This is a genomic window from Paenibacillus sp. R14(2021), assembly GCF_019431355.1.
Lineage (GTDB): Bacteria > Bacillota > Bacilli > Paenibacillales > Paenibacillaceae > Paenibacillus_Z.
The window spans coordinates 3,931,964-3,954,310 of sequence record NZ_CP080269.1; the positions used below are offsets into that span (position 1 = coordinate 3,931,964).

General features: G+C 50.8%; 17 protein-coding genes, 1 pseudogene and 1 riboswitch. Of the genes and pseudogenes, 5 read left to right on the forward strand and 13 right to left on the reverse strand.

Annotated features, from left to right (window positions below; translation table 11 throughout):
* The first annotated feature begins 175 nt into the window (after nucleotides 1–175).
* Nucleotides 176–1,267 (forward strand): GntR family transcriptional regulator, encoded by a 1,092-nt coding sequence (locus tag KXU80_RS18270; protein WP_219834641.1) that lies wholly within the window; start codon nucleotides 176–178, stop codon nucleotides 1,265–1,267.
* Between the two features lie 401 nt (nucleotides 1,268–1,668).
* On the opposite strand, the pseudogene KXU80_RS18275 reads toward KXU80_RS18270, so the two are convergent.
* Nucleotides 1,669–2,621, reverse strand: a pseudogene (locus KXU80_RS18275) (tetratricopeptide repeat protein); the annotation flags it as partial.
* A 303-nt stretch (nucleotides 2,622–2,924) separates the two neighbouring features.
* Between KXU80_RS18275 and KXU80_RS18280 the strand changes: the two are divergent.
* Entirely contained in the window at nucleotides 2,925–3,647 is a 723-nt protein-coding gene (locus KXU80_RS18280; RefSeq protein ID WP_219834642.1) for a YheC/YheD family protein, read from the forward strand.
* 84 nt (nucleotides 3,648–3,731) lie between these two features.
* Here KXU80_RS18280 and KXU80_RS18285 read toward each other — a convergent pair whose 3' ends face one another.
* The 4 genes from KXU80_RS18285 to KXU80_RS18300 form a co-directional block, all read right to left on the reverse strand.
* Nucleotides 3,732–4,055 (reverse strand): hypothetical protein, encoded by a 324-nt coding sequence (locus tag KXU80_RS18285; protein WP_219834643.1) that lies wholly within the window; start codon nucleotides 4,053–4,055, stop codon nucleotides 3,732–3,734.
* Between the two features lie 290 nt (nucleotides 4,056–4,345).
* The gene (locus KXU80_RS18290; RefSeq protein WP_219834644.1) at nucleotides 4,346–5,899 is read right to left on the reverse strand and encodes an SAM-dependent methyltransferase; all 1,554 of its coding nucleotides are present in this window, start codon (nucleotides 5,897–5,899) and stop codon (nucleotides 4,346–4,348) included.
* Between the two features lie 298 nt (nucleotides 5,900–6,197).
* Nucleotides 6,198–11,051: an OmpL47-type beta-barrel domain-containing protein gene (locus KXU80_RS18295; protein ID WP_258171053.1), complete on the reverse strand. Its 4,854-nt coding sequence runs from the start codon at nucleotides 11,049–11,051 to the stop codon at nucleotides 6,198–6,200.
* Nucleotides 11,052–11,142: 91 nt separating this feature from the next.
* Nucleotides 11,143–11,231: riboswitch (cyclic di-GMP riboswitch) on the reverse strand.
* A gap of 216 nt (nucleotides 11,232–11,447) precedes the next feature.
* Nucleotides 11,448–11,684, reverse strand: a complete 237-nt coding sequence (locus KXU80_RS18300) for a hypothetical protein (RefSeq protein WP_219834645.1) — start codon at nucleotides 11,682–11,684, stop codon at nucleotides 11,448–11,450.
* 215 nt (nucleotides 11,685–11,899) lie between these two features.
* On the opposite strand from KXU80_RS18300, the gene KXU80_RS18305 reads away from it, so the two are divergent.
* Both KXU80_RS18305 and KXU80_RS28125 read left to right on the forward strand, forming a co-directional pair.
* Nucleotides 11,900–12,589: a phosphotransferase gene (locus tag KXU80_RS18305; protein WP_258171054.1), complete on the forward strand. Its 690-nt coding sequence runs from the start codon at nucleotides 11,900–11,902 to the stop codon at nucleotides 12,587–12,589.
* Between the two features lie 656 nt (nucleotides 12,590–13,245).
* On the forward strand, nucleotides 13,246–13,656 hold the full coding sequence (locus KXU80_RS28125) for a phosphotransferase (RefSeq protein WP_258171055.1): 411 nt from the start codon (nucleotides 13,246–13,248) through the stop codon (nucleotides 13,654–13,656).
* A gap of 219 nt (nucleotides 13,657–13,875) precedes the next feature.
* Here the strand turns inward: KXU80_RS28125 and rlmH are convergent, their stop codons facing one another.
* From rlmH to KXU80_RS18325, 3 genes are all read right to left on the reverse strand, one after another.
* The gene (gene rlmH, locus KXU80_RS18315; RefSeq protein WP_219834646.1) at nucleotides 13,876–14,355 is read right to left on the reverse strand and encodes a 23S rRNA (pseudouridine(1915)-N(3))-methyltransferase RlmH; all 480 of its coding nucleotides are present in this window, start codon (nucleotides 14,353–14,355) and stop codon (nucleotides 13,876–13,878) included.
* Nucleotides 14,356–14,358: 3 nt separating this feature from the next.
* Nucleotides 14,359–14,532, reverse strand: a complete 174-nt coding sequence (locus tag KXU80_RS18320; RefSeq protein WP_219834647.1) for a CxxH/CxxC protein — start codon at nucleotides 14,530–14,532, stop codon at nucleotides 14,359–14,361.
* Between the two features lie 127 nt (nucleotides 14,533–14,659).
* Nucleotides 14,660–16,165, reverse strand: coding sequence for a S1C family serine protease (locus tag KXU80_RS18325; protein ID WP_219834648.1), 1,506 nt, complete (start codon nucleotides 16,163–16,165; stop codon nucleotides 14,660–14,662).
* A 137-nt stretch (nucleotides 16,166–16,302) separates the two neighbouring features.
* Here KXU80_RS18325 and KXU80_RS18330 point away from each other — a divergent pair, with 137 nt between their 5' ends.
* Complete coding sequence (locus KXU80_RS18330) at nucleotides 16,303–16,524, forward strand: hypothetical protein (protein ID WP_219834649.1); 222 nt, start codon at nucleotides 16,303–16,305, stop codon at nucleotides 16,522–16,524.
* On the opposite strand, the gene KXU80_RS18335 is transcribed toward KXU80_RS18330, so the two are convergent.
* The 5 genes from KXU80_RS18335 to yycF form a co-directional block, all read right to left on the reverse strand.
* Nucleotides 16,493–17,299, reverse strand: a complete 807-nt coding sequence (locus KXU80_RS18335; RefSeq protein WP_219834650.1) for an MBL fold metallo-hydrolase — start codon at nucleotides 17,297–17,299, stop codon at nucleotides 16,493–16,495. The two genes, KXU80_RS18330 and KXU80_RS18335, sit on opposite strands and share 32 nt — an antisense overlap.
* Nucleotides 17,300–17,381: 82 nt before the next feature.
* The gene (yycI, locus tag KXU80_RS18340) at nucleotides 17,382–18,098 is read right to left on the reverse strand and encodes a two-component system regulatory protein YycI (RefSeq protein WP_219834651.1); all 717 of its coding nucleotides are present in this window, start codon (nucleotides 18,096–18,098) and stop codon (nucleotides 17,382–17,384) included.
* Nucleotides 18,099–18,199: 101 nt separating this feature from the next.
* Nucleotides 18,200–19,603 (reverse strand): YycH family regulatory protein, encoded by a 1,404-nt coding sequence (locus KXU80_RS18345; protein ID WP_219834652.1) that lies wholly within the window; start codon nucleotides 19,601–19,603, stop codon nucleotides 18,200–18,202.
* On the reverse strand, nucleotides 19,600–21,435 hold the full coding sequence (gene walK / locus KXU80_RS18350) for a cell wall metabolism sensor histidine kinase WalK (RefSeq protein ID WP_219834653.1): 1,836 nt from the start codon (nucleotides 21,433–21,435) through the stop codon (nucleotides 19,600–19,602). Before walK ends, KXU80_RS18345 begins: the two co-directional genes overlap by 4 nt.
* Entirely contained in the window at nucleotides 21,432–22,187 is a 756-nt protein-coding gene (gene yycF / locus KXU80_RS18355; RefSeq protein ID WP_219834654.1) for a response regulator YycF, read from the reverse strand. Before yycF ends, walK begins: the two co-directional genes overlap by 4 nt.
* Nucleotides 22,188–22,347 lie beyond the last annotated feature (160 nt).

Below are 22,347 nucleotides of genomic sequence, written 5' to 3' on the forward strand. Positions count from 1 at the left end.
CAACATAAGTCGCAATGCCATCTCTAGTCGTCTCATCAATAGTGTCTTCCTACGGCAAGCGCGGAATTTGTACCGTTGAAATCGCAAATAAATGCCACTGCATTTGCATTTCATGCAATTCATGCTAAAATGTGTACGTACAACTTATGGAACAACGATGAAAGAAGTGGATGGCATGAAGCCAAAGTACCAGATCATCATTGATGATATCAAAAGTTATATCCTCTCTGGAACGTACAAAGCAGGCGAGAGAATTCCTTCGGAGTCCGCTTTGCAGGACAGCTACAACGTTAGCCGGCAGACGGTTCGAAAAGCCATTCTGGCGTTATCGAACGAGGGGTTCCTAAGAAGCGAGAAGGGATCCGGCACGTACGTCAGCAGCCAATACCGATCCAAACCAGGCGGGAAAGCTATAAATAAAACGATCGGCGTCATCACGACCTATATCTCGGATTACATCTTCCCCTCCATTATCCGCGGCATTGAAAGCCGATTAAACGAAGATAACTATTCCTTGCTGCTAGCCAGTACCAATAATGATATCGCACAGGAAAAAAAGGCGTTGGAAATGATGCTGTCCTACGGCGTGGATGGACTTATTATTGAGCCTACCAGAAGTAATATATACAACCCCAATATCGCTTACTACCTGTCCTTTAAGGAGCAGGAGGTTCCGTTCGCGATGATCAATGCCTATTATGAAGAGCTGGAAGTTCCTTTCTTCTGTCTGGATGACGTGCAGTCCAGCTATCTCGCAACCCGGGAGCTGATTGCTAAGGGACATACCCAGATCGGCATCATCGCAAAAATGGATGATTTGCAAGGGAAGTTTAGAATGAAGGGATTCATCAAGGCCCTTGGGGAAGCCAAATTACGGTTCCAGCAAGAGCATGTGCTTTCTTTCGATACATCGACGAAGCCGGACCTGTCCGCTAACTTGGACGTGTATCTGAACGACAATCGGGATGTATTGACTGCGCTTGTGTGTTACAACGACGAGGTCGGCTTGGAAGTCGTGCATGCCTGCAGAAGACTTGGAATCTCCATTCCGGACGAGCTATCCATCATTGGCCAGGACAATTCATATATCGCCAAAAACGCGAATATCCAACTAACGACGCTGACGCACCCCCAAGAACAAATGGGACGCGACGCAGCGGACTGGGTCATTAAGCATTTACAAGGCAAAAAAGACTTGTCCACCAACACCTACTACCAACCCGTATTGATTGAGGGAGAAACGGTGAAGGAGATTGAGGTAGAGTAGTTACATGCGGGTCCGCATACGGCGGTACCAAAAGGTAACAGCCCTGGCGACTTAGGATTTCGTCATGTATTGGTGACTGCTTACCCTGCCTCAAATTCAGTTTGTGTACCTTAGCTCGTGCATTTGCCGCCGGCTTCCTTCATATTCCGCCTCCCTGCCTGCCTCATTGCTTTATTTTCCGCGCCAAATAAGGGTTTTCACCAAAAATTCGCCGTTACTTGTGGTACGGTTCACCGTATCATCCCTTAAGCAAAAAAGGGCGCCCTTGTCGCGCCCCTCTTTGCTATTTCCACCGATGCATATTTGATTTTATTGTCCATCCGCGCTAATGGTGAACCTCGCTTCACATACGTCGCAATGTTAGGTTGTAAAACTTGCTCCGTATCCGGAACCAGCATCATTCACGCTTGAACCATACTTAACAATGCCATTGCCTCTTCATGACCAGGATCGAGCACTAATAACTCACGCAAGTAATGCGACGCCTCTTGGACTAACTCTAACTCGAAGCAGCAAATAGCTAGACAATAATATACGGTCGATACGACTTCATCTTGTTCTTCAAGGATCGATATTTCCAGAAACCGTTTGGACTCCTCGTACATACCCATCTCAAACAGGACTAACCCCGCATCGAGCGCAAGATCGTACCGCTGCTCCATGACGTAGTACGAGGACCACATCCGCTGTATGCCTGTCAAAAGATCCTGCTTTTCTTCATCGTTCGCATCCGCAATCAGACTAGAGATCCGCTTCGTGTTCTGAATGAAAAATTCCGTATCGTATCCGCCCAAACGCCAAAAGCTTAAAATATGCTCCAGGCCCATGCTTTCTAAATTGCGATCTACCCATACCTTCATGCTAAAAAATTCATCCGGTCCATAGCGTTCGATAAACCGGCGATAAGCTAATCTCGTTTGGGGATAGTCCATCGGCTGTTCCACATGGAGAACGCAGCCAACATTAATATTTTTATTATGATGCGGTGGAAATAACGCCGCGGCTCCTCTTTGTTCAAACACATATTGAATCGCATGGTAGTTGGCCGTTAAAGAAAAGCTACCGTGCAGGGTCAACTCCGGCGGCTCTGCGAATTTCCAGCTATCCAGCAAGTGATCGCCTTTATCCGCCGTGACTAATAGAAAACCATGCTGCGACAACGTGTTTAGCCGCTCTAAAACGATTTGATCCAGCAATTCCGATGGTTTCAGTAAATCATGATGTTCGGGATATTCGACGTACACATCCGCTTCATAAACCTGTCCATCGCCTATATAAAGCAGCTCTTGCGGATGCTGTCAAAAAAGTAGTTGGCCACGATGACTAGCGGTTGTTGCAAGTCCCCTTGACGAATCCCATCTATATTGCGAATTTTGCCTAGGATGATTCAGCAGTACAATATATATTTCACAAGCTGTCCGAAGGACCCGATAGGCCCAGAAGGCAGCTTCTTTTCATTCCAATCAAACGGAGCAATACACATGAACAATTCCGATCTGCTACCACTTCCACAGAGCCAGTTCTGCACCGACGGCCTTTTCTTTGTTGGCAGCCAGAGAGGATCTCTTCGGCTTATAAATATAGACGAATGGTCACTTATGCTGATCACTGATTTGACTTAGAATTACCGTAAAAGATTGGAAAGGCTGTGATTTCAATGTTAATCAAAAGAGACAAATGGTTGCAATATCGCCTCCTTCGCAATACGTCCTCTCTCGCCCGACGGTTGCCAGAGACACAGTTGCTTAAGAAGGATGCATTACCGAAGATGCTGCTTCTCTATCGAAGCGTCGTACTGAAACCTCGTGACGGGAGTTACGGAAGGGATATCGTGTTCATTAAACAGAACGGCGCGAACGCCTATCGTATTCAAAACGAAAAGAATGCGGTCAACATAGGAGACACCGATAAGTTACTCCGATGGCTCCGTAAAACACACAGAGGTCGTGGATATATTGTCCAAAGGCGTCTGCAGCTTGCTCAAATTCAACACAAGCCGTTAGACATTCGGATAATGGCTCAGCGAAAAAAAGGCTTTTCATCCACTTGGAACGTGACAGGCACATACGCGAAAGTGGCGGCACAAGGATATCTAGTCACAAATGTGACCAGCCGCACCATTCCAGTACTTGAGGCGCTAAAATTAGCCCGAATCGGAGATCGGAGCTTGCTTGTCAAAGCGGAAAAGATCGCACTATTGGCTGCCAAACGACTGGGAGAGCGTTACCCCATGCTTAAACAAGTCGGGTTCGATATAGGCATCGACAGGAACCGCCGGATTTGGATCATTGAAGGCAATTATAAACCGGACTTGCGTCCTTTCCGGCTCTTGAAAGATTCCTCGATGTATCGCAGAATATTATGGTACAAGAAACATTAAGTCGAGAAAAAGACGACAAGCCTTTTATCTTGGCTGTCGTCCTTTCTGTTATTACCTCATCATGATCATGTCCGCTTTAGGATTTCACTTGCGTCTTTTGGCACTTACAACGCGCGTCACTTGAAACTGATTTACCCCTATCTGTATAATGGCGAACTTGCTGAAAGAAGTACCGGAAGACGTATAAGGGATCGCTTCAATATTTCCACTTGGCGTTTTGACGGTTGCGGTGATTCGAGTCAACAAACAGACTCCACGGCTGGAAGCTGTCCATGTCTCGTCACGCTGAACCGAATAACTGTCGTCACTGCAAAAGATCGATGCATACTCAACTTTTCCAGACGCATTAAAGGATGTAGAGTTAAAAATCTGAACGGGGTCGTAAGCATTTGGATTCCTATTTCCCATACCTAAAACCTCCTTTCTTATTGACATTATTCATTAAATGCAATTGAATCATTTTGGTAAGGTATAAATGTGGACAAGGAGTAAAAAAGTACGTTTGTCCGGTGGTCGCGAGGATACAGCAGCTGATGATGCTGTACCTCAAACAAAAAAAGAACCACCCTCGTTGTTAAACAGGTGGTTCGAGAACTATAGGTCTAATATAACAACCCTCATCTGGGTGTCTACATGAATTTCAAATCATCCACCAGCGAGCGCTATTACTATGCTTCGCAAAGTTTCTCAAAAAAATTTCACGCTTGAACCATGCTTAACAATGCCATTGCCTCTTCATGACCAGGATCGAGCACTAATAACTCACGCAAGTAATGCGACGCCTCTTGGACTAACGCTAACTCGAAGCAGCAAATAGCTAGACAATAATATACGGTCGATACGACTTCATCTTGTTCTTCAAGGATCGATATTTCAAGAAACCGTTTGGATTCCTCGTACATACTCATCTCAAACAGTACCAACCCCGCATCGAGCGCAAGATCGTACCGCTGCTCCATGACGTAGTACGAGGACCACATCCGCTGTATGCCTGTCAAAAGATCCTGCTTTTCTTCATCGTTCGCATCCGCAATCAGACTAGAGATCCGCTTCGTGCTCTGAATGAAAAATTCCGCATCGTATCCGCCCAAACGCCAAAAGCTTAAAATATGCTCCAGGCCCATGCTTTCTAAATTGCGATCTACCCATACCTTCATGCTAAAAAATTCATCCGGTCCATAGCGTTCGATAAACCGGCGATAAGCTAATCTCGTTTGGGGATAGTCCATCGGCTGTTCCACATGGAGAACGCAGCCAACATTAATATTTTTATAATGATGCGGTGGAAATAACGCCGCGGCTCCTCTTTGTTCAAACACATATTGAATCGCATGGTAGTTGGCCGTTAAAGAAAAGCTACCGTGCAGGGTCAACAGCGGCGGCTCTGCGAATTTCCAGCTATCCAGCAAGTGATCGCCTTTATCCGCCGTGACTAATAGAAAACCATGCTGCGACAACTTGTTTAGCCGCTCTAAGCAATTCAATCCTGCGACGGGGAATACAATGTGCGAATCTTCGAGCTGCTCCTTGTAGACGGCAATGACATCCCGGTAGGGATAGGTTTCTTGTTCGTACTCCGGCGCCCGCCGATGCTCATAACTTAACACGATTTGATCCAGCAATTCCGATGGTTTTAGTGAATCATGATGTTCGGGATATTCGACGTACACGTCCGCTTCATAAACCTGTCCATCGCCTATATAAAGCAGCTCTTGCGGGATGCTGTCAAAAAAGTAGTTGGCCACGATGACTAACGGTTGTTGTAGGTCCCCTTGACGAATCATTACGTCTGACATTTCGAGGTGCAGGGATGTATCATGGATCGCATCGAACCGCGAGAAGTCGAGGATCCCCTCGGCAATAAAAGCTTGCAGCGCGGGATGCTTCTTCCAAGCCCGAACATTATTCATCGCCAAGTCCGTCATCACATAACGGAACGGAGGCAATGCGATCCCTGCGTAATCCCTCAACCGGCATAACTCATGCAACACATGATACGCAAGACGCCCCGCTCCCGCTCCAAGCTCCACGATCATCACGGGCTCCGTACCATATCCCTTATTCGCCCGATCTTGAAGAAAACCGAAAATCATTTCTGCGTATGCGGTCCCGATCATCGGATTGCTCGTTATGTATTGCGGCACTTGATCGTTGTTCCAAGCCCTCAATCCTTCTTCTTCGTAATACTGCCTTTGTAGATCCCATATCGGTGCATCGCTGAAGCGATAACGCTGTTTTGGATTGACTGTCATTAACATTTAACCTGCTCTCTAATAATTGTTGAACCTTGCTTACTTCCATTATAACCAAAATGAAACGACCGTTCCCCGATAAAATACCGTGAAGCGGTCGTTGCGTTACTATCGTTGTTTTCCACGTTACCCCTCGTCACGACTTGTTCTCATCCTGACCCATATCATTCAAGGAGCTTTACACGTCTCCTGCTAGTTTTCCGCAAAAAACTTGCCGTTATTTATGGTACGGTTCACCGTAACGGAGTTAACGGCGAAAAAATAGGACACCCTCTATTAAGGTGTCCTATTTTTCTTATTATGGATTTACTTTAACCATCGTTTGACCGACGACTAGAATGCCGTTCACATACCCGCGGAACTCGAGCAGCACCTCGGATTGGTTCCATGTAAATTCAGAACGCTCAAACTTAAACTGACCCATCTTCGCCTGACTGTAGTAGCCGTTGTTGCTGTTAAGAGCCTTCACGCCATTGATCGTTGCAGTGTTCAAGTCAAAGCCTTCAGTGCTGAAGCCTTGCGGAAGCGTAACTCGAACGGTAAAGACACCGCTGTTGCCTTTAATAACCTTCGGTGTAACCTCAATGGTTGCTGCAATGTACACGCTGAACTGCTTCTTAATCGTTGTACTCAGTCCCGCCGCATTCATAACAGTTACGGTTACGGTGTACACACCAGGCTGATCAATCTTGAGCGATGTGTCTTTAACAGCTTCCACCGTTCCATTCGGTCCCGTAACCGTCATTTTTTCCGATGCGATTCCCGATAGGCTGTCTGCAGCCAAATATGTCAGTTTAACGGAATCTCCGAGCTTATAAGAAGGGTTCAAGTCCATTGTGACAATTGGAGCGGATTTGTCGATTTTGACTTCTAATTGACGGACGGTCTCCTCATTGCCCGCTGCATCTGCAGAGTAGTAGCTTACGTTATGAATCCCTTCCGACTCCACGGTAAAGACGGAACCTGCTGCATAAGGAGAACCATCAAGAGAGTAATATGTCTTCGCAACGCCGCTCTGTGCATCGTTCGCTGTCAGTGTTACAGTCACGTCCTGCTTCGACCAGCCCGAAGGCACTGCCGCAGCTGTTGTCGGCGCTGTGCGATCAATCATAACCGTCGATCGCTGCGCTTTTTCCACGTTTCCTGCCCGGTCAACCGAGTAGAAGCTGATTTCATGCACGCCGTCCGTGCTTACTTCAATTTTTGTGCCTTCTACATAATCGGATCCGTCGATCGAGTAGTACGTATTCGCAACGCCGCTCTGCGCATCTGTCGCAGTTAATGTTACCGCCGCTTCTTTCACCCAGCCTGCAGGTGCTTCTGCGGTTGTTGCCGGAGCGGTGCGGTCGATCACATTTACGGTCACAGAATGTGCTTGTTCTACGTTGCCTGCATGATCAACCGAATAGAAGTTGATCTGATGCACGCCATCCGTGCTTACTTCAACGCTTGTGCCTTCCTCATAAGCGGAACCGTCGATCGAATAGTACGTTTTCTCTACACCGCTCATAGCGTCTGCTGCTGTCAGCGTGACCGTTGCCGCTTCGTTAGACCAGCCCGTTGGAACCGTCGCAGAAGTTACCGGTTTTGTGCGGTCGATTTTCACATAGCTTGTCTTCTCAGCTTCCGTATTACCCACTTTATCGACAGAGTAGTACGTTAGCTTGTGAATGCCTTCTTCCGTTACTGTAACCGATGTTCCGATTTCAAATGGAGCATCATTCAACGAATAGAACGTATTTGCTACGCCTGTTTCATTGTCTGTAGCCGTCAGTGTCACTGTGACCGGACTCTGCTTCGTCCAGCTGCCAGTGGTGTTCGCTGTAGTAACCGGTGCTTCCTTATCCACAATCAGCTTTGCCAAAACGATGTTCGAAGGCGCAGACTCGCCAAACGAATTGCTGTACGAGGTCACATAGAATTCATGATTCTTGTATGACAGGTTTGTAAGGGTATACGAAAGGTTATTCACGTTTCTCGCGAGCTGTACAGGCAAGCCGTTAACCATTTCGTACACATTGTAGCCGTTCGCATAGGTGATGAAGTTCCAAGAAATTAGCGCGCTAGTTGGGCTAAGCAGCTTAATGCTAGCTGCAGGCGGCTGCATTTCCGGATAAATAACGTTGACATCCAGCCGCTCGGAAGGGGCCGATAATCCGAAACGAGCGCTGTAAGCCTCAATCTCAAAGTGATGCACCGTTTCCGACAGGTTGTTTACTTGTGCGCTAAGGCCAGTTCCTTTATAAAGCTGTTGACGATTGCCATCGACGACTTCATAAACACGGTATTCGGTCGCCCATGTTGCCGCCTGCCACGAGAACGTAATATTATTTCCGTTAAACACAGTCGCCTTTAGTACGGGCGGCTGTACGATCGGCCATACGATGGAGAAGGTGATTCTGCTGCCTTCTGCCGACTCGCCAAAACGGCTGCTGACCGAATGGACCTCATATTCATACATCCCTTCTGCCAAGCCAGCGTAACCAACCGATGTTCCTGTAATTGTACTCTTTAGTACTTTCTCACCGTTAACAATTTGGTAGACCTTATAGCTTGTTGCATAGGTAGCTGCGTTCCATTTCAACGTAATATCGTTCACGTTCGCTGCCGTTTTTGTTAAGTTGACCGGCGCTTGCATATCAGGGAAGACAACCGAAACTGTAACGTCGCTGCCATCTTCGGACTCGCCATAACGGCTGTTATACGAATGAATTTCATATTCGTAGCTGCCTTCTGCTATGTTGGCATAGGTGACAGTCGTCGATGTTACCGTGCTTTTCAACGTCTTTTGCCCATCGACGATCTGATAGACTTTATAGTTCGTTGCAAAAGGAACGGTGTCCCATCTGAGGACGATATCATTGCCATTCGCGAACGTGTAGGAAGGATTCGCCGGTTTTTGCAAGACAATTTCCGTCATCGCTACGGTTACTTGACTGCCAGCTAATGATTCGCCAAAACGCGTGCTTACGGAACGAACCATGTAGGTGTGATCACCTGCGGATACATTGGAAATGACGGTATTCAAGGAAGCTGTCGTCGCCTTAAGCACTTCCCCAGTACCTACCAGCTCATACACCTTGTAGCTGTTTGCGTATTGCACCGCGGTCCAAGACAAGAGCACATCGTTGCCGTTCTGGATTTTGGAGGTGAGATTGCCCGGAGCCGCCATTACCGGATAAATGAGCGCAATATTCACCTCTGAGCTTTTTGGCGATTCACCATAAAGCGTCGAAACGGCGACGACGACAAAATCATAATTATCCGCCGCTTGATTCGTATAGGTTATGGTCGTACTACTCAACGTGCTCTTCAGCACATATTCACCGTTTACAACCCGGTATACTTTATAGCTCGTCGCGTTTGCAACTGCCGACCAAGTCAGCTTAATATCATTTCCGTTCAGGATGCTGAACGCCAGATTTGCCGGCGCTTCGAGCACAATGCCGTTCAATGTTACTACAACTGTGCTGCCTTCTGCAGACTCCCCGAAGCGGCTGGAGAATGCGTGAACCTCATATTGATACTCGCCAGCCGGCATGTTCGTATACGTAACACTCAACCCTGTAACTGTACTCTTCAGTACCTTCTGACCATCTACAATTTGGTACACTTTATAGCTAGTTGCATTCGCTGCCGCATTCCAGCTGAGCTTGAAGTCCTTCACGCTCGTAATGGTTTGGACGACATTAGACGGCGGCTCCATCGTCGGAAATTGAATCGAGAACGAGATTGCTGCGCCTTGAGCCGATTCACCGAATTTACTGGAGAAGGAGTGAATCTCATAGCTGTAATCACCTTCAGGCAATCCGGTGTATGCTGCAGCCGTGCCGGATACCGTACTTTTAAGCACTTTCAGACCATTTACAATCTGATAAACTTTGTAGCTTGTTGCATTCGCTGCCGCATCCCATTTGAGTGTAATATCATTAATGTTTGCAGTTGTATAGCTGAGGTTTGCAGGTGCTTCCATTGAGACTGCATTGACTGTGAGTGCAAGCTGGCTGCCTTCTGCAGATTCGCCAAAATCGGCGCTTACCGAGTGAACCTCATACGTATAATCGCCTGCCGGTACATTCGTATATACAGCGCTTGTACCCGTTACTGTGCTCTTCAGCACTTTCTGGCCACCCATAATCTGGTATACCTTATAGCTCGTTGCAAAAGTTACAGCGTCCCATTTGAGCGTAATATCGTTCGCATTCGCGATCGTAAATCTAAAATTAGTAGGAGCCGTCATTGTTACGGTGTTAATGTTAACTGTAACCTGACTGCCCTCTGCAGATTCGCCGAAACGGCTGCTCTCCGAATGAATTTCATACACGTATTCACCTGCCGGTACATTCGAATAAGCAACGCTTGTACCTGTTACCGTGCTCTTCAGCACCTTCTGCCCGTCAACAAGTTGATAGACCTTGTAGTCTGTTGCATTCGCGGCGGCGTCCCACTTCAACGTCAAGTCATTGCCGTTCGCAAGCGTGTACGTAGAATTGCCAGGAGCCGCCATGGTCGGATGAATGATTTCCGCTTGCACCTGTGCTGAAAGCGGAGACACTCCGTACAACGTGTTGGCCGCAGATACAGCGAACTTGTAGGTGCCTTCCGGTGCGTTCGAGATTGTAAATGTTCGTGCTGTCCCCGATGTAAGCAATTTCTGCTGTCCATCGCTATCCATCTGATAAAGGCTGTAGCTTTCAGCATAAGGTACAGCTGTCCAGCTTAATTTGATGTCATTGACGTTAACAAGCGAATAGCTGAGTGTAGGAGCCGCCATTTCTGGGTAGGAGATTGAAACGGTAATCGGCGCACATGGTCCTGACTCGCCTTCTGCACTTAATGTCGAGACGACATAGGTGTACGAACCTTCTGCAAGATTGTTGACCGTATAACTGTTCGTTGCAGTCGTACCGCGCAATATCAGTTGGCCATCCGTGATTTCATAAACGTTATAGCCTGTAGCGTTCACAACCGAGCTCCATGTCAATTTCGCATCATCCGGCGTGATGAGCTGTGTCGCAAGATTGCTTGGGGGCAAAATACTGCTGCCTGCTGCGCCGAGCACACTTTGGACTGGCAGCAAAAGCAGCTGCAGTACCAGCAGTAGAATCACTAGCGATGATACCTTGCTCGTACATTTGTTCTTCATCTTCATGGACCTACCTCTCTCTTGTGAAAAAAAGAATAAAGCCCAATAAAAATAAGCCTGCTTAACAAGGCTCATAGTATAAGAGAACTATGGTCCCTGTGGCAACCGGCTGCCTTCCGCTAGGTATGGCGGATCAGGCCCTTGGCTTTGCGTCTCACGGTTTCCCGTGATTTGCCTTTTTCACTTGGAATAATTTATACCTATAAAACTATCATAATCAGGATGATGCATTATTTGTATAAGCCAAAACGCCTACATTTGTCAAAAATTGAGTTCATTTATTAGTATAATAGTCCTAATTTTCTAAAGGACTCTTCTAGAATGAAAAACGGCTCTTTCCAACTTAATTAGAAGATGCTTTATGTCAATTTCTCTTTCTCCGGCAGCAACCCTTCTTCCGAGCTAAAATTCCATTTCATTAATAGATAAATTGTGGGCCCTCATCATATCGCCTAATAATGCTATGAGATTTTGTAGTACACCTAACTCATCCGCATTTTCTTGAATATATACTAATCCTCTTGTTGAATGATTTTCTCTTAAATATTGAGATAAAAGTGGTGCTGTTTTCCAATTGTGATCCCCTTTCAATTGAGATTGATTTATTAATTGATCTTCTTCCCCAGGGAAAACAGCCATACCTAAATCATGGGCATAAGATGAGGTTATCAGTTGCGGTTTTCAGAAAAATTTGCCGTTATTTGTGATACGGTTCACCGCGCTGTCTGAACGGCAAGTTTTTAATTGCTCTCATGTCGTTAGACCATACTACTCCCCCATCCATGAATAACCTAGCTAATAGCTATCCTCTCGATCTTCTTCTTTCTCCCATCTTGAATGAAGCGAGGTTATTCATGACCAATTCCTATACAAAAACTAGAATTCGCGAAATCACCCGCCAATTCGGCCTGATTCCGTTGCGTTCAAACTCAATCGCGTCCTTTTACCGAAAAAACGCCATCATCCAGATACAAACCGAAAGTGGAACCTATGGGATAAAGCCCTTTTTTCGGAATTTATTACTCCGCTCGAGTACAATTCATCAAATAAAAACAACTGCAAACTATATACAGCTCTTGATGGATAGCGGTTTCAGCTACATGCCCAAATGGCTCACGAGCAATACCGGAAAGTTATGGACGTTAAACCAAGGAAGGCCCTTCTATATAACCGCTTGGATAAAAGGAAGGAATTTGGAAAACGAACAAGATTTTGAAGCGCTTGGCCGGGCCCTTGCCACCCTACATACGACATCCGGTCGTTTTCTTTCCACTAAGGGGTCGTCTACTCGCAAACAAATCCAAATATGGAGAATTCAAGACCGCCTCTTTCGTAGACGAATGGCAAAGGCAATCCAAACGAATAAACAGAACCACGGATGGTACAAAAAATATGGCAAACACTATAAAATAATTTCGGATCGGGCCTGGGCCGATTTAAGGAACCCGGAGATTGCAGACCTCTTTGAGAAGGAATTGGACCGCCCCGCATTGATACACAACGATATTACTTCACCTAATGTCATTATTTCAGATGACAACTAGCTTTTCATCATCGATTGGGACCATATTAAGGTTGGCTCCATCTACGTTGATGTAGCCAAGGCCCTCATGAACACGACTCAATTTAATCCCGATTTCATACAATCGTTGTTAAAAGGGTACGAAGATCTCTGTCCTTTAGACAGGACCGAGCGCAAACTGATTTCTTCCTTGTACGGATTGCCTCGGGAAGCTTGGCATGCCACTCGGTTCCCTAATCGCCCTAGAAGTCGTGAAATGCTAGAGATTATGGAACAAACATGGTTTCTCCGATTGAAAGCAATTGATTTATTAGAGGAATGGACAAATCAATGAGGAGAAGTGAGTATGAGGGTGTCCATCGGGTCAAGGGTAGAACAAATGTACGGAATAAAAATCAAAGAAACGGTTCAAATACAAGATGTTTACAGGATTCGACCCGCTGACGCGAGCTACTGTTTAAAAAGTTACGTCTTCCCGGAAGAGGAGGTCCGTTTTATTACCCGCATCCTATCCTGCATGGATGAGCATGGATTTACCCGTGGTCAGAGGATTTATCCTACATTGGATCAATCCGCCTGCATGACTCATGATGGCATTTCGTACACGTTAACGAATTGGGTAGACGGACAGAGACCGGTCTTTACAAGGAGCTAGACTTAAAGAATGGGATTCGAACATTGGCCAAATTCCATTCCATTGCTGAAGGATTCCCTGCAGCCGAAGCTCCTGTCGCAAGAATCCGATATTCGGGACTGAACCACGAAGTTTCGGAATATAAACAACTGCTCAGTCAGTACAAAAATACAGGGCATTTAGCAGCGCTTTGTGAGGAAGTGCTGGGCTATTTGCATCAGCCAAAAGTCTTAGAGGCCATCGATGCCGAACAAAAGGCTTCCGCATTTGTTCATGGCGATTACAATTATCCCAATCTGATTAAAGACAAACGACGAAAATTACATTTGATCGACTTTGATAACAGTTCTCTCCACACAAGAATGAAGGATTTGTCCCATATTCTTCATCGAAATTTTGTTTGGAACGGTACGGAGATGCTTCGCTCAATCGACTATTATCAGAGATACCGATAATTAAGCTCTTCTGATATAAACCTTCTGCATGCGCTTTTATCTGCCCCTTACCATGTCGTCCGAAACATGAGGATCGGCGGCATTCGTTCGGCCAACCGGGTTATTCCGACATTAGCGCATATGAAAAAATATCAACGTGAGCTTAGGACGTTATTATAATCAGAAAAAACGCGCTACTTTCTAACGGCTTCATGGAACAGCTTCAACATAAACTTGCCGTCACTTATGATACGGTTCCCCCCGATTTATCTTCACCGCCCGGTACACCTGCTCCAGCAGCACGAGCCGCATGAGCTGGTGAGGCAGCGTCATCCGCCCGAAGCTCAGCCGCTGCTGGGCGCGCTTCAAGACGGCGGGCGCGAGCCCCGTGCTCCCGCCAATGACAAAAGCCACGTGGCTCCGCCCATACGTGGCTAACGAATCCAGCTGGCCGGCGAGGTCCTCGCTCGACCACAGCTCCCCGTCCAGGGCGAGCGCGATCACATGCGCGTCCGCCTTAATCTGCGCGAGCAAGCGCTCGCCCTCGCGCTCGCGCACCTGGGCTTCCTCGGCGGTGCTCATCGTCTCAGGCGCCCGCTCGTCCGCGACCTCCGTGAGCGTCAGCTTCACGTACGGGCCCAGACGCTTCGCGTATTCGGCGATGCCGAGCACGAGATATTTCTCCTTCAACTTGCCTACGGCAGCGATTTGAATATGCATGCGCTACACCACCAAGTAGGCCGAGGCGTTAACGCACTGCCCCAACTCGCACGTCGCCGGCGCTTCCCATGCCGTGAAAGTCGTCGTCGCCAGGTCCACGATATCCGGCGCATCCTCGTATTCGTCCACGAATTTATCGATCGCAAGTTCCACATGCTCTTTACATACACAATACATGAATGCTTTAGCCTCCAGCTCTAATCTCGTCCGTATTTCCTCCATTGTACGCAAAAAAAAATCAGCCCGTCAATCGAGGACCGTCTCCGGCCTCCGAACGAGCTGATTTGCTAGGCGACGATGTCGCTTATTCTTCCGTCTTCTCCGCAAGCTTAAATGTCGTCGTCTGCTTCTTCCCGTCGCGGTAGAACGTGATTTCGATGTTGTCGCCGATGTGCTTCTTCCCGTACAGGTACTTGCGCAGATCCATCGTGCTGCTGATCGGCTGCTTATCCAGCTTCACGATCACATCGTTGAATGCTAGACCCGCTTCCGCCGCCGGTCCGACCGCCTGCAGCACGATCACGCCGTCATGCACGTCGTCCGGCAGCTTGAGCTCGCCCTGCGGCGGAATCAAGCTCTGCTCGCCGCCCGCATCGGCACCGCCTTCCGCAGCGCCGCCGTCCTGACCTGCGGCCGGCGCATCGCCCGTGCCATCGTCCGCGCCATTGTCGCCGGGCTCAATCGCAGCCGCTCCGCCGTCATCGCCGCTCTGCGGCTCGTCGCTGTCCTGCGGCACATCGCCGCCTGCGCTGTCGCCGCCCGCTCCCGCTCCGGCAGCCGCAGCCGCCTGCTGGGCGAAATATTGCGCCAAGTCCATCGTGTACACGCCTAAGTAAGGCCGTTTCACTTTGCCGTATTCCAGCAGGCTTTCCACGATTGGTTTTGCCAAGTGGGACGGAATCGCAAAGCCGACGCCTTCCACGCCGTAATCGGCGATTTTCATGCTGTTGATGCCGACGACATTGCCGTCAAGATCGATCAGCGGTCCGCCGCTGTTGCCTTGGTTAATCGAGGCATCGATTTGGATGACTTCCTGCTCCCAGTCGTAGTTGCCGTCCTGGCTGAGCGAGATCGGAATGATCCGTTTCGTCTTGCTGACAATCCCCATGGAGAGCGAATCGCTCAGACCCAGCGGGTTGCCGATCGCCATGACCCACTGACCCGCTCGCAGATCATCGGATTCGCCGATATGCGCGACCGTATCGATGCCCGAGCCGTCAATCTCCAGCACCGCGAGATCCGTAATCTCGTCCTTGCCGATGATCTTCGCATCCCGCGTCTCGCCGTCGCTCAGCACCGCTTTCACCGCCGCAGCGTCCGCAATGACGTGATTATTCGTAATGATATGCGCCTTGCCCTTTACTTTCTCGAATATAAACCCGGAGCCAAGCGCAGCCTGCTCCAGCTTGGAATCAGAGTCGGCCCCCTTGCCGGTGGACGGCTCCTCCGTCTCTGCCTTACCGCCGCCGGCCGCACCTGCGGGCAGCATCTGCTCGTTAATAATGCTCACGACCGCAGGACGAACCTTCGCCGCTGCGGTGATCGTCTTCTCGAGCGGGTCGTTCATGCCGACGTTCGTCACGCCGGACACCGCTTGGGCCGTGCTTTCACTGCGGTCGAAGCCCGTGAAGAGGCCGAATACGACCACCACGGCAACGGCGCTGATCATGGAGGATGTCAGCGCAATCCGCACCGGCGTCCAGCGCTGCTTGCCGCGGCGCTTGAATGGAGCGGCCTTGCTCTCCCGCACAGCCGAACGGGCACGCCGCGACACACGCGTCGAGTAAAAATCATCATCGAATAAGCTCATCTATCATCGCTCCTCTCGACGCCCGCGGACATCAAGATCATTATTTTACAAGACTAGGAATGATATCGGTAGAATAGACTACACTAAGTAATAGGACGCACCCAATCAAAATCCTATCTTCCCAAGGAGGACAACCCATGCCGCGCAAACCTTCCGCCGCACTGGACCATCTGAATCTCGTCGCCAAACTGGCCGATCTCAAGGAAGACCACTACCGCACCCTGCTGACCCTCAGCGCCATGACGGAGCTGCTGATCGACAAAGGGCTCATAACCCCGGAAGAGCTGGAGCTCAAGGTCCGCTCGCTCGATACCGAGCTGGACGAGCTTATCGTTGCTTCACTTCATCCCATGCCGTAGGCCGGTCATGGTATGTTTTGCGCAGCGGATGCTCTTCCCGCTTGAAGAAATGACCGTTATTCTCTAATATCTCATTCACCGTCATCCGCGCCAGATCAATCAGATTATGATCCAGGCTCAGATGCGCCAGATAGACCCGCTTCGTCCGGTCCGTCATCAACTGGCATAACGCCTCGCCGGCTGCTTCATTCGACAAATGACCGACATCGCTCAGAATCCGCCGCTTAATGTTCCACGGGTAACGCCCCATGCGCAGCATATTCACGTCATGATTCGACTCCAGCACCAGCACATCGGAATCCTCAATCATCCGCCGCACCTTATCGCTCACATACCCGAGATCCGTCGCAAGACTCAGCTTCAAGCCGTCTTCTTCAAACACGTAGCCGACCGGCTCCGCCGCATCATGCGAGATCGCATACGAAGTGGACCGCATCGCGCCGAAATTAATCGTCTCGCCCGTCTCGATAATGACGCGCTGCTCGCTTCCGAGCTGCCCGACATGCCGCTCCAGCGCGCCCCATGTCGCTTCGTTCGCATAGATCGGCACATTGAATTTCCGGGCGAAGGCACCGAGCCCTTTAATATGATCCGAATGCTCATGCGTGACGAGAATCGCATCAATGTTATGGCCCGACACGCCCTGCTCCCGCATGAGCTCTTCAATCCGCTTAACACTCAAACCTGCATCCACAAGCACCGTGGCATCCTGACCCTGCACGATCGTGGCATTCCCCGTCGAACCGCTTCCTAGTACCGTAAATCGAAGTCCCATGCTCTCCTTAAACCTGCCCTTTCCCCTGCTCCCCAAACTTGCCGGCCGCGTAAAAACCTGCAAGCCGCTTGCGAAACGCCGCTTATTCCGTTACAACTTCCCCGCTGATGGCATTCATATAGTACTGCCCGCCATCCTCGAGCAGCACGCGCCACGTCGGCGCCGAAACCTGTGTATCGGAGTTGAAAATCTGCCCGTGATACCCCAGTTTAATGTCCTTGATAACCGCGCCGTAAGGCAGCTGGTTCTCGATCAAGCTCGTAACCACCTTCGTTGCCGGCAGCACCGACTGCGGCGCCGATTTCGGAGGCGGCAGGAGCGTGATGAGATCCTGCTTGTACGCGATGATTTTCTGATTGCTGTAGAACAGCTCCAGCTTTACGTCGAACATCGGGTTGCCGTCAGCCATCCGGTAGAACACGAACTCGCTGTCGCGGTCCGCGCCGAACGTATACTGGTCAAGCTCCGGAATAATCCCGCCGAGGCTCGCCTGCAGCTCCTTCTGAACGAACACGACCTTGCTGTCCACGGGCACCTTCAGCACATGACGCTCGGCCTTGCCAAGCTTGGCCTTCACCCGATAGGTCAAATCCCGCAGCTCCGGCGTTTCCGAAGGAATGCTCGTACCAAGCTTGATCTGCTTTTCCTTCATGAGCGCCTGCGTTTCCGGCCGCAAATCACTGACGTCCGTACTCGTGCGCAGCCCTTCCCGGATATTGGACCAGAGCTGGTATCCAAGCACGAGATTCAGCAGTAAGAACGCGATAATCAGCACACTCTTCGCCCTGCCCCAGTCCATTCCGTCAACTCCCGTCTCACCCTGCAAAATAACGTCCGTCCTATAGGTTACAATCCCGCCGTCGTCTCATGCGCGCTGGACGCCTGACTACCCTGGGCGCCTTAAGCTCCGCCGCCGTTCACTATACCCTGACCGCTCGGCGTACTCCCGCCGTGGGCACTGTCCGCAGCGAGCGGCGCTCCGCCCGGCTCACCCGGCAGCGGCTTATACCCTCCGGGGATTGCATCGAGCAGCGTTTCCTCGCTGTCATCGCTCAGGCGCACCGCCCAGATGGGATGCAGCTGGAGCGTCTTATCTTTGCCCGGCATCGCGAGAAGCGCGGGATACACCGCCTTCACTTCCGTCCTGCGCGCATAATGCGCATAAGCATTGGCCAGCATGGCGCCGCCCGGCAGCCATTCGACCGTACGCTGGTCCGGCTTCTTCTTCAGCGTCAGCATCGACCGCTCGTATTCCGATACGGTACCCTGCTGCAGCCGAAGCTTCATGTTGCCGAACAGGAACGGATTCATCGGAATGATCGGATATGACCCGTAATACTGCTGGAACCGCAGCACCTGCGGATCCTCTAGAATGCCAGCGTGCTCGAAACGATGCATACCGTCCCAGCCGCCGTGCTGATTAACAAACTGGACAGCCGTATACACGTTTTGACTCTCGCTGTCGTCCTGCCCTTGCACCGACGCCGGATTCGTGTAGCTGATCCAGCGCCCGTTCTGCTCGACCTGCAGGCCGCGCTTGCCGTCCGTATAGATCTGCGAGCCGTTGCGGTCGCTGATCGCCCGCGTAACGCCGGGATCGAAGAATAGGTAACTCTGCATCTGCTCGGGCGTGTAGCTGTCGTACCCTACAATCGACGACATCGTCTCTACTGGACCTTCCGGCAGATAGATATCTGGGCTGACCCGCTTGTAATTAACCTGATATTCGCCGTAGCCGACGTACATCTGCACGTCCTGTGCGGTTAAATCCGCTTTCACGGACTCGTAGACCGACACATTGTCCGAGCTGAAGAAGTACGTGCGCACTTCGTCGCGGTCGCTGCTTTTGTAAATCCAGATCCGGTTCACCACGTCGTTCATAAACAGCGAATCGCCTTCCAGCTTCAGTACCTTGCTGAGCAGCTCAACCGGTACGCCGCTGCCGAACCGGAGCTCCAGCCCCTGATCGCGGTCGCGGATCTCGTCCCAGTCCACAATGGATGCGATGCTCCGCTGGAAGCCCTTGAACTCCCGGCTTTTGATTTTGCCGAAGATCAAATTATAGAAATTAGACGCCGGGTACAGCACCGTATGCTTCTCCTTGCCGAGATGCAGCACCATATCCTCCGGGAAAATCACGTTCTCGACCTTCTCTTCGTCGCCGATCGGCTCCGCTTTGACGTAACCCTGCTGCGGCGACGTCGTCACGCCGAGACCCGGCATGCTGTAGGCCAGCAGGTAGCTCTGAATAAGGCTCATCATGACGAGCGCCGTGAGCACCCATGTCTTCATTTTATCCATCATGACGCTTCACCTCCGGTCAGAGCCGGCAAAATGACCGTCACCGTCGTCCCCTCGTTCAGCTCGGAATCGAGCGCAATCGAGCCGCCGTGCGCCTTCACAATTTCCCGGGCAATGGACAGGCCGAGGCCCGTACCGCCCATGTTGCGCGAGCGGGCTTTGTCCACGCGGTAGAACCGGTCGAAGATCCGGCCCAAATCCCGCTTCGGTATCCCGATACCGGTATCCTTCACGCTGATGGCTATGGATGCCGGTTCCTGTCTGCGCGCGATAATTTCGATGCGCCCGCCATCCAGCGTATATTTGATGGCGTTGGACACCAAATTATCAAGCACCTGATCAATCTGATCGCGGTCGAGCCAGACGGACGTAATGCCGTCCTCCACACGGACGGAAGCCCGGATCGCCTTCTTCCTCATCTGGAAGGAGAAGCGGTCCGCCACTTCTTCCAGCATCTCCGGCATATTCGTCTGCAGCCTGCGCAGCGGCGCCTGATTGGAATCAAGCCGCGACAAGTGAAGCAAATCCGTTACGAGCCGAATCATCCGTTCCGTCTCGTTGCGGATGACGCCGACAAAGCGCTGTCCCAGCTCGCGCTCATCCATTGCACCATCGTCCAGTGCCTCCGCGTAGCTCTTGATCGTCGTCAGCGGCGTGCGCAGCTCATGCGATACGTTCGCGACGAACTCCCGCCTCGACTGCTCCAGCCGTTCCTGCTCCGTTACATCCTGCAGCACCGCGATCGTACCGGAAATCCCCTGCTCCCGCCGGTGAATCGGCGTCAGCGTCACGCGCATCAGCTCGTCCTCTTCGCCCTCGGCCTGCACATGATAGATGACTGCGGCCGGCTCCCTTCCCTTCACCAGCGACGCAAGCTGCGCCTCGTCCATTCGGAACAAGTCGGTCAGCCGCGTCCCTTCGCAGTCATCCCGGCGCAGCATCTCCTGCGCCCGGCGGTTCGATATAATAACAACGCCGCGCTCATCTGCGGCCACAACGCCGTCGCTCATGTTGGCCAGAATCGAAGCCAGCTTCTCCTTCTCTTCCTCGTTGGCCGACAGCGCGTCCCGCAGACGCATCGTCATGTTGTTGAACACTTCGCTAAGCCGCCCGATCTCGTCGTCGCCAAGCACCGGCACCTGCTGGTCGAAGCGGCCTTCCGCTACGCCCGCTGCCTGACGGGTGAGCGCCTTGATCGGATTCGTGATTGTGTGCGCCAGCAGAATGCCGAGCACACCTGTTAAACCGAGGGCGAATAGCATCCCGGACATGAAAATCCGGTTGATCCGGTCAACGGTTCGGTACAATTCCTTCATCGAAGCGACGAGGTAGATCGCGCCTACGATTTTCTTCTCGTAGACGACCGGCTTCACAATGATTTTCTTGCGCAGCCCGTCTTCGTCAATAATCTCCTCTTCAATGTCCCGAATCCCCTGAAGCGTCCGGCTGACCTCCAGTGACGTATTCTTCTTCCCGATATACGACTGATGGGACTGCACGGACGTCGCCAGAACCTTGCCGCTCGCATCCAGCACCTGAATTTCAGCTTCGCTAATGCTGAACAAACTGCTGACGAGCATGCTGAGATACTCTTCCCGCGTCTGATCGCCGGGATTGTCCGTCTTATCCGACTGGCTGGACAAGGTTTGCGCTGCTATATCTGAGAGCAGATTAGCCTGCTCGTTCAAGTTGTTCGTAAACGTCGAGGTCAGCGATGTTTTCATCGTGCTGATGAAATAAACGCCGATCAGCTGCATCGCAATCAGGATGAGCAGCACGTAAATGATGATCAGCTTCACCTGGATGGTGCGAAAGAACCGTATCCCTCCGCTCATCCGAAGCCAAAACCTCCGGATTTGGGATTGCGCATCAGATACCCAAGTCCCCGGCGCGTCAAAATATATTCCGGCCGGCTTGGATCATCCTCAATCTTCTCCCGAAGCCTGCGAATCGTCACATCGACCGTGCGCACATCGCCGAAATATTCAAAGCCCCAAACCGCTTGAAGCAGATGCTCCCGCGTCATGACCTTCCCGCAGTTGCGCGCCAAATAATAGACGAGCTCGTACTCGCGGTGCGTCAGATCAAGCGGCTCATTATCTTTATAGACGACATACATGTCGGTATCGATAAACAAGTTGAAGATCGCGAGTCCCTGCTTGTCCGGTTCAGCCCCGGTCGTGCCGCCGGCCGCCGCCGCGGCAGCGGCTGTCGCCGCATCGCTCTTCGTTCTGCGCAAATGCGCCTTGATCCTTGCCAGCAGCTCGCGCGTGCTGAACGGCTTCGTTACATAATCGTCGGCGCCTAGCTCAAGCCCCAGCACCTTGTCGAGCTCGGTGTCTTTGGCAGTCAGCATAATAATCGGCGTCTGCAGTCGGGTGCGCACCTCGCGGCACACATCCATGCCGTCCTTGACGGGCAGCATCAAATCCAGCAGAATCAGATCCGGCAGCGCCTCGAACGCAAGACGCACCGCTTCTCCGCCGTCGAAGGCGCAGATGACTTGATAGCCTTCCTTCTCAAGGTTGAATTTTATAATATCCGCAATCGGTTGTTCATCGTCTACCACCAATATTTTTCCGGGCATCGCTACACCGCCTGTCGCATCAACTATCTCCCTCCATTCTACCATAGGAACCAGCTTTGTTCCCAATGAAAGTTCCCTCATATGAGGGGAGTTTTAGGCGAAATTCGCCGTATTTCCGCGAATCCGGCCCTTTTCCGGAGGCAGCTGGAATTCCCAGTAA

What these genes read in the sequence shown, in the direction of transcription:
- KXU80_RS18270 (WP_219834641.1), top strand. Translation starts at nt 176, where the DNA reads ATGAAGCCAAAGTACCAGATCATCATTGATGATATCAAAAGTTATATC.
- KXU80_RS18280 (WP_219834642.1), top strand. Translation starts at nt 2,925, where the DNA reads ATGTTAATCAAAAGAGACAAATGGTTGCAATATCGCCTCCTTCGCAAT.
- KXU80_RS18285 (WP_219834643.1), bottom strand. Translation starts at nt 4,055, where the DNA reads ATGGGAAATAGGAATCCAAATGCTTACGACCCCGTTCAGATTTTTAAC.
- KXU80_RS18290 (WP_219834644.1), bottom strand. Translation starts at nt 5,899, where the DNA reads ATGACAGTCAATCCAAAACAGCGTTATCGCTTCAGCGATGCACCGATA.
- KXU80_RS18295 (WP_258171053.1), bottom strand. Translation starts at nt 11,051, where the DNA reads ATGAAGATGAAGAACAAATGTACGAGCAAGGTATCATCGCTAGTGATT.
- KXU80_RS18300 (WP_219834645.1), bottom strand. Translation starts at nt 11,684, where the DNA reads ATGGCTGTTTTCCCTGGGGAAGAAGATCAATTAATAAATCAATCTCAA.
- KXU80_RS18305 (WP_258171054.1), top strand. Translation starts at nt 11,900, where the DNA reads ATGACCAATTCCTATACAAAAACTAGAATTCGCGAAATCACCCGCCAA.
- rlmH (WP_219834646.1), bottom strand. Translation starts at nt 14,355, where the DNA reads ATGCATATTCAAATCGCTGCCGTAGGCAAGTTGAAGGAGAAATATCTC.
- KXU80_RS18320 (WP_219834647.1), bottom strand. Translation starts at nt 14,532, where the DNA reads ATGTATTGTGTATGTAAAGAGCATGTGGAACTTGCGATCGATAAATTC.
- KXU80_RS18325 (WP_219834648.1), bottom strand. Translation starts at nt 16,165, where the DNA reads ATGAGCTTATTCGATGATGATTTTTACTCGACGCGTGTGTCGCGGCGT.
- KXU80_RS18330 (WP_219834649.1), top strand. Translation starts at nt 16,303, where the DNA reads ATGCCGCGCAAACCTTCCGCCGCACTGGACCATCTGAATCTCGTCGCC.
- KXU80_RS18335 (WP_219834650.1), bottom strand. Translation starts at nt 17,299, where the DNA reads ATGGGACTTCGATTTACGGTACTAGGAAGCGGTTCGACGGGGAATGCC.
- yycI (WP_219834651.1), bottom strand. Translation starts at nt 18,098, where the DNA reads ATGGACTGGGGCAGGGCGAAGAGTGTGCTGATTATCGCGTTCTTACTG.
- KXU80_RS18345 (WP_219834652.1), bottom strand. Translation starts at nt 19,603, where the DNA reads ATGATGGATAAAATGAAGACATGGGTGCTCACGGCGCTCGTCATGATG.
- walK (WP_219834653.1), bottom strand. Translation starts at nt 21,435, where the DNA reads ATGAGCGGAGGGATACGGTTCTTTCGCACCATCCAGGTGAAGCTGATC.
- yycF (WP_219834654.1), bottom strand. Translation starts at nt 22,187, where the DNA reads ATGCCCGGAAAAATATTGGTGGTAGACGATGAACAACCGATTGCGGAT.